Annotated in this window: 12 protein-coding genes; 8 read left to right on the top strand and 4 right to left on the bottom strand. The window is 52.8% G+C overall.

What is annotated here, in order from left to right:
- Positions 1 to 110: 110 nt before the first annotated feature.
- Positions 111 to 293 (bottom strand): MerR family DNA-binding transcriptional regulator, encoded by a 183-nt coding sequence (locus AC27KL_RS11025; protein ID WP_487169686.1) that lies wholly within the window; start codon positions 291 to 293, stop codon positions 111 to 113.
- A 280-nt stretch (positions 294 to 573) separates the two neighbouring features.
- Between AC27KL_RS11025 and AC27KL_RS11030 the strand changes: the two genes are divergently transcribed.
- The 8 genes from AC27KL_RS11030 to AC27KL_RS11065 all read left to right on the top strand — a co-directional run bounded on the left by AC27KL_RS11030 (position 574) and on the right by AC27KL_RS11065 (position 6,964).
- Positions 574 to 1,170, top strand: coding sequence for a TetR/AcrR family transcriptional regulator (locus tag AC27KL_RS11030; RefSeq protein WP_487169687.1), 597 nt, complete (start codon positions 574 to 576; stop codon positions 1,168 to 1,170).
- 22 nt (positions 1,171 to 1,192) lie between these two features.
- The gene (locus AC27KL_RS11035; RefSeq protein WP_487169688.1) at positions 1,193 to 1,654 is read left to right on the top strand and encodes a DUF2269 family protein; all 462 of its coding nucleotides are present in this window, start codon (positions 1,193 to 1,195) and stop codon (positions 1,652 to 1,654) included.
- Positions 1,655 to 1,690: 36 nt separating this feature from the next.
- Positions 1,691 to 2,125 carry a DoxX family protein gene (locus AC27KL_RS11040; RefSeq protein WP_487169689.1) on the top strand — a complete coding sequence of 145 codons (435 nt, stop codon included), beginning with the start codon at positions 1,691 to 1,693 and terminating at the stop codon, positions 2,123 to 2,125.
- Between the two features lie 93 nt (positions 2,126 to 2,218).
- A complete protein-coding gene (locus tag AC27KL_RS11045; protein WP_487169690.1) occupies positions 2,219 to 2,806 on the top strand; it encodes a TetR/AcrR family transcriptional regulator in 588 nt (195 codons plus the stop codon).
- Positions 2,807 to 2,873: 67 nt separating this feature from the next.
- Positions 2,874 to 3,752 carry an alpha/beta fold hydrolase gene (locus tag AC27KL_RS11050; protein ID WP_487169691.1) on the top strand — a complete coding sequence of 293 codons (879 nt, stop codon included), beginning with the start codon at positions 2,874 to 2,876 and terminating at the stop codon, positions 3,750 to 3,752.
- A gap of 347 nt (positions 3,753 to 4,099) precedes the next feature.
- Positions 4,100 to 4,798, top strand: coding sequence for a response regulator transcription factor (locus AC27KL_RS11055; protein ID WP_036715464.1), 699 nt, complete (start codon positions 4,100 to 4,102; stop codon positions 4,796 to 4,798).
- Positions 4,795 to 6,183 carry a sensor histidine kinase gene (locus AC27KL_RS11060; protein WP_487169692.1) on the top strand — a complete coding sequence of 463 codons (1,389 nt, stop codon included), beginning with the start codon at positions 4,795 to 4,797 and terminating at the stop codon, positions 6,181 to 6,183. Before AC27KL_RS11055 ends, AC27KL_RS11060 begins: the two co-directional genes overlap by 4 nt.
- A gap of 55 nt (positions 6,184 to 6,238) precedes the next feature.
- Positions 6,239 to 6,964 carry a hypothetical protein gene (locus AC27KL_RS11065; protein ID WP_487169693.1) on the top strand — a complete coding sequence of 242 codons (726 nt, stop codon included), beginning with the start codon at positions 6,239 to 6,241 and terminating at the stop codon, positions 6,962 to 6,964.
- 120 nt (positions 6,965 to 7,084) lie between these two features.
- On the opposite strand, the gene AC27KL_RS11070 is transcribed toward AC27KL_RS11065, so the two are convergent.
- The 3 genes from AC27KL_RS11070 to AC27KL_RS11080 form a co-directional block, all read right to left on the bottom strand.
- Positions 7,085 to 8,446 carry an ABC transporter substrate-binding protein gene (locus tag AC27KL_RS11070; protein ID WP_487169694.1) on the bottom strand — a complete coding sequence of 454 codons (1,362 nt, stop codon included), beginning with the start codon at positions 8,444 to 8,446 and terminating at the stop codon, positions 7,085 to 7,087.
- A 50-nt stretch (positions 8,447 to 8,496) separates the two neighbouring features.
- The gene (locus tag AC27KL_RS11075) at positions 8,497 to 9,855 is read right to left on the bottom strand and encodes an ABC transporter substrate-binding protein (RefSeq protein WP_487169695.1); all 1,359 of its coding nucleotides are present in this window, start codon (positions 9,853 to 9,855) and stop codon (positions 8,497 to 8,499) included.
- Positions 9,856 to 10,031: 176 nt separating this feature from the next.
- A complete protein-coding gene (locus AC27KL_RS11080; protein ID WP_339320950.1) occupies positions 10,032 to 11,009 on the bottom strand; it encodes a carbohydrate ABC transporter permease in 978 nt (325 codons plus the stop codon).
- Positions 11,010 to 11,029 lie beyond the last annotated feature (20 nt).

The raw sequence follows: 11,029 nt of genomic DNA on the forward strand, positions 1-11,029 counted from the left end.
TGACTTCCTCCATCCTTGAGGTTTTTGGGTTTGGTCACTTGAAAACTTCTCCAAGTTGGGGTGAAGTCCCTTTTTTATGTCCGAAAATCCTTACGGCTCAAGGCCTCAGATTACTGCAAAACGCTCAAATAAATCACGACTTTAAGGAGCGTCATTGAATCTTCCGAAAATAACCGCCTCCCGGCCGCATCGCGCTCGATTAATGGCAATAGTCCTTTTTTCTCGTAATAGCGGATCGTGGATTCCGGAATATCGAATTTGGCTGCAGCTTCGCTAATGGAATAATACTTCATTTGGAGTCCTCCAAATTTTTATCTTGATTCTGTCGACAGGAATAGGATACGACTTAAACCATGGTTTAAGTCAACACAAAATTATGTTCGGCCAACAGACGGTTTATCCCCATGCACGCAAAAAATATCGCTTTAGTCGCGACCTCGCCGCAGACAGCTATCGAAGAAAAAGTAGAGATTGGCAAAAAAACATTTACAAACCAACGGTCGGTTTTTATAATAAGCATAAATCGAAAATCAGAGACGCAAAAAACGATTACCATTCACGGAGGGAAAGACGTTGAAACAAGAAGAGCGCAGACAGCAAACCACCAAACTTCTGCTGGATACGGTCAAAGAGCTGATCCGGGAAAAAGGATGCCATGCGATGACCATGAAGGATATCATGGATCGATCGGGCTTGTCCAAAGGGGCGATCTTCCACTATGTGAAAAGCAAGGATGAAATTTTTGCATGGGTGCTCCAGGAGCGTCTGGAAGAAACGAATACGCAATTTATGAACGAAGTGGAACTAGGCCGCCGGTCTTTCGAGGAGCCCATGCGGAAAATCGCGGAAAGCATCCTGCAATACGAAAACGCCCAGGACGTGACGAACAAAGTGCTGCTCTACTTGCTCGGCAAGGAGGATCAGCCCGTCATCGCGGAAGTACTCCAACAATACTATGAGAGATCCATGGAATTATCCAAGCAGTGGATCGTGACCGGCCAAAGGTACGGCGTCATTCCGGCATCGGTCGATGCGGACAAAACGGCGGATATGTTCGTCCTTCTTACGCTCGGCTTGCGGGTGCGCTCCTCCATCCCGTTGACGGCCGCTTCTTTCAAAGGACTTGATTTCACATCCATGATTTCGGATATGTTGCAGTCTCGAAAATAAAAAAACGAAAGGTGGAACCATCATGAATCTATGGTTAACGCTTCACCTGCTCGGAGTTGTATTATTCGCGGGAAACATCATTACGGCGGCTTTTTGGAAGGTTCGGGCGGATTTGACGAAAAACCCTGCAGCCATCCATCAGGCCGTGCAAAACGTCATGCTTGCCGATTATATCTTTACGATTCCGGGTCTGTTCCTCGTGATCCTTTCCGGCAGCATCATGGCGGCCCGCGCGGGATTGTCCCTGGCAGGATTTAACTGGCTCACGTTATCTCTCGCCTTGTTTGCCCTGACCGGCGTCATCTGGGCGGCGATCCTCATTCCCCTGCAGCGCAAAATGATAAGAATCAGCGCCGGGTGCATCGAAAAAGGAGAGATTTCCCAAGCGTACCGGAAAGCGTCCCGTTCCTGGGCCGTATTCGGCATTGCCGCTACGCTGCTTCCGATCGTCATTTTATACCTCATGGTCATGAAAGGGTTCTAAGTTGGGATTAACCACATTCCTAAGGAGGTTGTACGAATGCTGCCTTTTTACGTACTGGTTGCGGCTTTTCTGTTGTTCAAGGGTCTCGGCCTGATCGGATTGGCCTATTTTGAAGGCTGGCATGCTTCCCTTCAGGCGGCGGTGGCCGTCATGCTGCTCCTCACGGCTTCCGCGCATTGGGGGACCCGCAGGCCGGACCTGATCCGCATGGTTCCGCAGGTATTTCCCAGACCGGATTGGATCGTGACGGCCACCGGACTGCTGGAAATCGCCGGAGCCGTCGGCATCTTGATCCCTGCCGTCTCCAAAGCGGCTTCGATCGGATTGGCGGTGCTGTTTATGGCCATGTTCCCCGCCAACGTGCACGCGGCCAAGGAAAAATTAACGATCGGCGGGCGGCCCGTACCCAAACTGTTACTCCGAACCGCGCTGCAGCTTGTTTTTATTGCGGCGGTCCTTCTGGCCGGATAAAAGTCCGGCCCTTCGGCCGGGATGGCCTTGTTTTGGATGCTTGAAAACAACGGCCCATTTTTATATACTCTAAAAGCGAATGGAGGTTCATTTATGGTCCAAGTATTGAAGGAAGAACTGCGACAGGCGATCGTGAGGCATGCGCAAGACGAGTTTGCGCAGCATGGATATGCAAATGCGTCGATCAAAAGAATCGCGGCGAATGCCGGCATTTCGGTCGGTAACTTGTATCGGTATTTTCCGGGGAAGGAGGCGTTGTTCGAAACGGTCGTATCCCCGGTTCAGCATGAACTGGAGACGCTGATCTACAATCACGAAAAATACGCTTATGATGAACATACCGGCATTTTTGAACTTGTCGTCCAGGCGCTGACGGCGATCATCGGGGAGTACCGGGTGCCGCTCCTTATTTTGATCGATGGCTCTAAGGGGACCCGGTTCGAAAACGCCGCCGCGGATTTTCACCAGGCGATGGCAGAGAACGTCGCGGATCATCTGGCAGCCTATAACCGCGAGCAGGGTCAGGCAGCGTTCGATCTGCAAACGGCATGGCCGATCGCGGTCTCTTTTATGCAGGGATACTTCGAAATCATCCGCCGCCACCGGGATCCGGAAGACTGCAAACAAATGGTTCGCCAATATGTCGCTTTTTGGTATCAAGGCCTGCGGGCGTTTCTGTGAAAAGGGCGCACGCGTTTTTTTTGGATTTAATAATGAATCACAATTCGCTTTTAGGAGGTTCTGTTTTATGGAAAGATCCATCCATCGATACGCAACCCGAGACGGTTTCAACTTGGAATACAGCCTCGTCGGATCGGGTGAACCGATCCTCATTTTGCACGGAGGCCATTCGAACTGCAGCGAAGAACTGGGGTATGCCCAGCTTGCGGCGCATGGATTCCGGATCATTACGCCCTCCCGCCCGGGTTATGGCCGCACTTCGGCGGGGCTTGGCCGATCGCTCATGACGGCATGCGATGCTTACATTCGACTGCTGGATGAGCTCCAAGTGCCCCAAGCGCATATTCTGGCCATGTCCGCTGGAGGGCCGAGCGGAATATGTTTGGCGTCACGATACCCAAGCCGCATCAAAAGCCTTATCCTGCAATCCGCCGTCTCCCATTGCTGGCTGTCTCCCGGCGATCAGGCATACCGGTTGGCACGGTTCATGTTCCGGCCCTCCGCCGAAAAATATGTGTGGGCGACGTTACGGTGCTTGAATAAATTTGCGCCCGGCGTTCTGCTGAACAGCATGATCCCCTCCTTCAGCAAGCTGCCGAAAGAAAAGGTGCTGCCGCTTATTAGCAGCGAGGATCGGAGGCAGTTCAAAAACATGATCGACCGTCAACGGTCGGGACACGGCTTTCTGATCGATTTGGAACAAACGAGGCAAGACCTGATTTCAGAGCTGGCCTCGATCCGGTGTCCCGCCCTGATCATGCACAGCATTCACGATGCATCCGTCCCGCTGGAACACGCCCGGCTCGCTTATCGGACCATCCCAAACGCCCGGCTATGCGAGCTTGATTCATGGGGCCACCTGATTTGGCTCGGAGCCGGTACGGATGTGATGTGCGGGCAGCTGCTTTCATTTCTGGATGACGTGATCGAACGCGAGCGACGCTAAACCGAACAACGCCCCCGGCCCAATACATAAGCTGTCGAAAAAAACTTTCGGCAGCCTTATTTTTTAAGCGTTTGTTGATCATTTGCCTATTTCACTAAACACTCGTTCAAGTTAATATAACAAATCGCTACCACTTCGTTTAGTTTTATTGTAAAATATAACCACACATGAATGAAAACGTTTACTAACACATATATACGAAGGATTAGATATATCTTTTAAAGGACATGTTCCATCGATTCATCCCCTGCTTTTAGCATATGACGCCCTCTTGGCGGTCCGGGTTTACCCTTTTTCGAGTATGTTTGATTCCGCTCAAATGAAAAAGAGTTCTAGGAGGTTACAGGATGAACATCTTGATTGTAGAAGACGAAGCTTCCGTCCGGGACATCTTGCAATCGTATTTTCTCAATGAAGGCTGGAACGTGCACATTACGGGCGACGGCCGGGAAGCCTTAAAGCGTATCCAGCTTTTGAAGCTGGACTTGGTCGTACTGGACCTGATGATTCAAGGGCTCCCCGGCGAGGAAGTGTGCCGAAGCATTCGGCAGGTATCGAACATTCCGCTCATCATGATTACGTCGAAAGCCCGCGAAGCCGATATGATCAACGGCCTGAACCTGGGGGCGGACGACTACATCACGAAGCCGTTCCGCATGAAAGAAGTGATTGCCAGAATCTATGCCTTGCAGCGAAGAATCACCCAGCTGAACAAAAGCGGACCTAACGTGCTCTATTTTAACCGCCGCCGGCTGATGGTCAATTTCGAATTCGAGGACGTGTATATCGACGGAAAACCCGCGAACCTGACCGCGACCGAATTCCGCACGCTGAGCATCCTTGTCAAAAAACCCGGGAAGGTATTCAGCAGGCATGATTTGTCCTACGAGGTGCAGGGTTACCGTTTTATTGGCGACGGGCGCGTCATGGACGTACATATCCGCAATATCCGCAGAAAAATCGAAGAGGATCCCAAAAACCCGCAGTACATCGTCACCAAAATCGGCTCCGGATACAAATTTACTTTCCAGCCGGACGAAACATGAAAAAAACGGCATCCTGGACGATAACCACCCGTGCATGGCTGTTTTTGGCGATCCTCTCCCTGACGGCGGCCGCTTCCATCGGCTCCTATATGGTCCTGACGCAAATTTGGAGCAAGCAGCTTGCTTCGTTTAAACAAAAATACGCCGCCGAGCAAAGCCACCATCTGCTTTATACGCTGCGCGAACGGATGAAAAGCGGCGCGAATCGCAGCGAAAGCATCAAAATACTCGAAGATGCGTCGCGCCATTTCGCGGTCCCGATTCGATATGTCGGCGAAGACCACCAAACGATGATCCTGGATTTGCTGGACCCGGCATGGCTGTCGCGTCCCAGCCTTTTTTCCATAGAGGCTCCGCTCGTCTTGGACGGAGAAATCGACGGTTATCTCACCTCCTATTACGATACGGCCGAAGGCGCCTATTCGCCTGCCATCCGGCAGCTGGAAGAGCAGCTTGAGCGGAGGGGCCGGACGGTGCTCATCTTGTTTGTTAGCGCCGCTTTCGCGGTGTCTCTCTTGGCCTCTTGGCGCTGGAGCCGAAACATATCCGCATCTTCCGACGCGGCCGAGACGATCGTAACGAGCAACCAGCTATCGCCGATTCCCGTCCGCGGCACGAAGGAGATCCGGGTTCTGACGACGACGATCAACCATCTCATCGACCGGTTCGAACGCCATGAATCGTGGCGCAATCAGCTGATGCAGGATCTCACGCATGAGCTCAGAACGCCGCTGACAGCCGTTATGTCGCAGCTGGACGCGATCATTGACGGCATTTACCCGCTTACGGCCGATCAAATTCAGCGCATCCTTGTTGACATTGAACGGCTGTACCGTCTCGTGGAAGACATGGAGAAGCTGTCGGAAGCCGAAGGCGCGCAATTCGAACTGAATAAGCAGGAGGTCAATTTGTCGCGGATCGTGCAAGGCATTTACGAAGGTTTTTTATTCCTGACCCGGGAAAAAAACATCCGCTTCGATTACGTGCCGTCCAAAACGCCGTGCTACCTGCAAGCCGACCCGGACCGGATCGCGCAAATTCTGTCCAACGTCATGTACAATGCCATCAAATATACGCCAAGCGGCGGGAAAATCGAGGTGGGCGTCGTTCATGAAGAGGACTCGATCCTCGTCTCCTGCAAAGATACGGGCATGGGCATTCCCGAAGAGGAGCTCGGCCGGATTTTCGACCGCTTTTACCGGGCGGATAAATCCCGATCCAGGGACAGCGGCGGCCTAGGGGTCGGTTTGAGCATTGCCAAAGCGCTTGTCGAGGCCCATCAAGGCAACATTTGGGCAGAGAGCCAAATCGGCAAAGGTTCGGTCTTCTGGATCAGGCTGCCGGTGCAGCAATCGTTTCAGCTCGATTCGTCCAAGCCGGCCTGAACCGCAGGCTGACATTCCGCTTAAATTTTTCGTCCCCAACCCAAAGGAGGTCGCTATGCCGATCCTGGAAGCTTGCCGAACGTTCAGAAGGCATCCCTATATTGTCCTGCAGCCCTTCCTGATCGACGCCATTTTGCTGATCGTTCTATACGGCTCTCAAGCGTCGCAGATCCAATCCCAATGGAGTTCCCGGGTCATGCTGGGCATGGGAATTCCATCCGTTTTTCAGCTGTTTTCCCTGCCGTTCACCTGGTTTATGCTGGTCGCGGCCCTGTTATGGTCATTCGCGCAGGGAGGATACATCCGTACGCTCGCTGCGGCATGCCGAGGTTCGAAACTTCCGGTTTCGCAGATGATGCGCGCGAACTTGCGTTACGGACTTCCCTTTCTGCTGCTGCAGGCCGCGATTATGCTTGCGGCATCGGCAGCTTCCACCCTGCTGATCGTCATGTTTGGGGCGATCGGTTCGGGGGCCGCCCTGCTGTTTTTGATCGTCTTTCGGATTTTGTTCGTATATTTGGAATTTACGATCGTCACCGATCGCGTTCCTTTCGACGCCGCCTTCCGCCGGGCTTTTCGGACCCTAAAGCAGCATGGGCCGGCCTCCGTCGGGATGGGCGTTGCGATTTTGGCCGTTTCGGGTCTGGCAAGCCTGGCCGCCAACCTGTTCACGAAGCCGATACCGCTTATGCTGATCCTCATCGTGTACGATGCGGTCATGACCGTGCTTCTGCTGGCGCTGATGCTCACCTATCGCGAAGCCCGGAGATATGAAGGATAAGCGTCGCAGCCGTTTTTGTGGCGGTAAAACAGAAAGTCCCGCTTCCGTTTTCCGGATGCGGGACTTTCTGCGGTTGCTTTTTTTCGGCCGGCCCTTTGAATTTTTAAAGATTCATGCGGCTCATGATTTCCCTTTCGAGGATTTTGCCTCCTGAATCGCCTTTTCCGCTTTTTCCGTCTGCGTTCTCAGAAACTTCTGAATGTCCATGTCCGACTGCAAAAACTCCTTGACCGCGTCATCCAGCTTCACGTACGAATCCCAAGGGCTGCTTTTGGCCGGCGGCGGCGCAAAAGGATATTGGAAAAACGCGTTAATGTTTTTGCCTTCGTACCTTATATTGTCCTGAGCGAATTGCTCATTGATCGTTTTGTCCCCCGTGATGACGGATGGCGTTCCCGCCCGGGCAAGCGTTGCCTGATATTCCGGCGAAATGCTTTCAAGGATCCATTGAAATGCCGCTTCCTTGTGCTTGCTGAACGCATTGATCGCGAAAATCTGCGTATTCGGCGTCGGCGCCGTATTTTCCTGGCCGGGAAACGTGGGTACGGGAACGATGTCCATGTCCTGCTGGAACTCCTTCGCTTCTTCGTCGTTCCCCCCGAACCATGTGAGATATCCGTGCCAATCCACATGCATCGCGACCGTTTTATCGCTGAATCCGCTGACGTTTTCATCGTACATGCCTGGTATGCTGTATATTTTTTTCATCAATTCCATATACTTCGTGAATTCCGGGTGTTTAGATAACAGCACTTCGCCTGTATCGGGATCGGTTAAAGTGACGGATAGCTGCTTCAGGGGGAACGTATAGCTTCCAAATTCCAATCCCCTGTAATGCACCCCGTTCCGTTCGGCAGTCATTTTTTTCGCCATCTCGATCGCTTCATCCCATGTCATATGATCCGAAGGATATTCAACCCCGAACAGATCAAAAATTTCCTTGTTGTAATGAAGGCCGATGACGCCCATCTCCTGCGGAATGCCGACCAACCGGCCCTGTTGGTCCCGCGACCGCACTTGGGCCAGTATCGCCGGATCGATTTGGCTCAGATCGACTCCGTATTCTTTCACCATGTCATCCAGCGGATAAACCATCTCCAGTTCTTGAAGCGGTTCTTGGCCCGTAAACGCAAGCACGATATCCGGAACGATCTGCGAAGCGTTAAGTTCCTGCATATTTTCTACGGTACCGTTCCAATCGACATGCCTCACCTGGATATGAGGCAGCTTTTCCTTCATATAATTGCCAATGCGGGAATTAAAGTAATCTTCGCCCCAAGGCGTGGCTACAAGCAGTTCAACCGGATCCTCAGGAAACGTCTTCACGGGCGCCTCCTCCTTGGGCTCCGACTGCTCTTCCGTCTGCGTCTGCGGCTTCGGCTCGGGCACGGCTTCCTGCGCCGTACCGCCGGTGCAAGCCGTGATCCATAACAACAACAGCAAACCGAGCGCTCCGTGAATCCAAGATCGCTTATTGCCCACTCGTATTCCCCCTCATCCGCGATTATTTTGGGAAAGACAATGACCGCGCATCAATTCTGCTGCTTTTTCTCCTTCACGATGGTGGCGTAATCCTCATCCATCTTCCTCAGGAACGTTTGAACGTCGTTGCCCGAAGTCAGGAACGGTTTCACCTGCGAGCCGACGTAGTTGGTTCCGTAGAGCAAAATGTCCGGCCCGTATGGGCTGTACAGCGCCGGTTTGGCCTGCTGCAGCGAATAGATGCCTTTGATGTTGAATTCCCGGCCATTCAGCGTATCGGCGGCGAACTGCTCCAATATGCCCTGATCCGAAGAAACCGAAGGGATGCCCGCGCGGGTCATGCGGATTTGCTGCTCATCCGTCAGCAGGAATTCCAAGAGATCCATCGCTTCGTCAATATGTTTGCTGTGCTTGTTGATGGCGATCGTCAGCGGCAGCGTGGACGGTCCGACGCCCGGCAGATCCGGCCAGCTCGGGAAGCTTACGACGTCATAATCCAGCTCCTCCGGATAATAAGGGATCGTGTTGGCGATCAGTCCAAGGCTCATGGCCACGTCGCCCTTTTTGAAGTCGTATTCGATGTCGGGCTCCCAGTTCCCCGGAATGCTTGCGATCCGCTTCGTTAAGTTCAGAAATTTCGCGAATGCCGGGTTTTTCGAAAATTGGGGTTCTCCCGTCTTCGGATCGGTGCCGTTCGCGGACAGCTGCGTCATCGCCTGGGACAATGAATTGGTCGCCAGTCCCCGGTATTTCACGCCGTCCCTTTCCCCGGTAACTTTGCCGGCAAGGTCGATCACCTCGTCCCAGGTCATCCCGTCGACCGGATAGTCCACGCCGAATTTATCGAAAACGGCTTTGTTGTAATGCAGCGCCACCGTCACGTCCTCGATCGGCACGCCAAGCAGCCTTCCTTGGCCTTCCGGATCCCGGGCCCGAAGCGCATCCATGATTCCCGGCCTGATTTTGTTGAAGTCGAAGTTCCGTTCTTTCAGCATGTCGTCGAGCGGCAGCAGCATGTCTCTTTCCTTCAAAATGTCGAAGCCGTCCGTCGTCAGAATCAAATCCGGCATCACATTTTGGGCGAACAGTTCGTCAAAGGACGCCGCATCCGCGAATTTGCCCGTCGGCTCAATGTCGATATTGGGGAATTTCTCCTTCGTCCCCGCAAGGATGCGGCTTTCGACCTGCTCCTTGCTCCAAGGCGCCATGAAAATCAGTTTGATCGGCTCATGATTTTCTTTTTTCTCTTCCGGCTTTTGCTCCGCCGGTTGACTGGGGGCTTGCTTTGCATCGGGCGGGGCCTGCTCCTTCGCCGCCGTGTCGGTCCCCGAACCTCCGGAGCCGCATCCCGTAATAATGAGCGCAAATGCTGCAAGTATCAAGAAAAAAACATTCATCCGCTTTTTCATGACCGATTCATCCCTTCAACATGGATTCACTGTATACCTTTTGGCATTTCATGAACTGATTGAATCGCATTGGGTCTTTGAAACCTCCAGTTTGACCGGCAGCCCCCCTTTCTAGATTCCGTTCATTCGGCGAAGCCCAGTCCTCCATGCTTTCCTTAGGCATCCGCATAGGCCCGTTATTCGACAAGCCCCGTACGCTCGACGCTTTCGACGAAATAACGCTGCGCAAAAAAGAAGATGAGAAGCGGCGGCAAAAGCGCAAGGAAGCTGGCCGACATTTTGATCGCTTCCACCAGCACCAGCGCGGTTTCTTCGTTCCCGAGCATGCTCGTAATGCTTGCATCCACCCGGGACATCTGGGTCGAAAGCGGCACCAGCGGAGATTGGCCGAGGAACATCCGCGGATAATAGGTGTCGTTCCACGTCCATACGAAGGAAAACAGGGAAACCACAAGGATCGCGGGTTTGGCCAGCGGAAACATCACCTTCCAATAAAATTTGAAGCTGCTGGCGCCGTCGATTTTTCCCGCTTCCTCCAGCTCTTTCGGCTGCGTCGTATAAAACTGCCTGAAAATGATGACAAATAACGCGCCTTTGATCCCGAAACCGAACAAAGAAGGCAGTACCAGCGAAAACAGATGCCCTTGCAGCCCCAGCTTCGTGTACATGATGATCATGGGCAGCACGATGACCTGCGGCGGAATGATAAACGTGACGACGAGCAGCACCGTCAGCAGCTTTTTGAAAGGGAACTGCATCCGGGCGAGCGCGTAACCCATCAATCCGCACGCGATGACATGAAATAAGGCAACGACCGTGGAAATGCCGACGCTAACCAATAAGGACTCCACGTAATGAAGCGCCTGCCAAGCCGTTTTTAAGTGGCCTAAATAAACTTCGTGGGGCACCCAGGTCACCGTCGGATCGTTCAGGTCCTTCTCGTTCATCACCATCTTCACGAGCATTTTCAAAATGGGGTTCAAATAAATGTAAGAGGTCACGATCAGGATCCAGTAAATAAACAGCTTGAACAACAACCCCCGGTTCACTTCCCGGCCGAGGATGACGTATCGGACCGTGTTCAGCTTGTCGCGGGCGATCCTTTTTTTAAGCGCAGACGTTTTGGACTTGATCGTGTTGATTTTTCCAATCATTTCGGCCCCTCCTCTCTTGC

The organism is Paenibacillus sp. YAE3 (assembly GCF_057546105.1).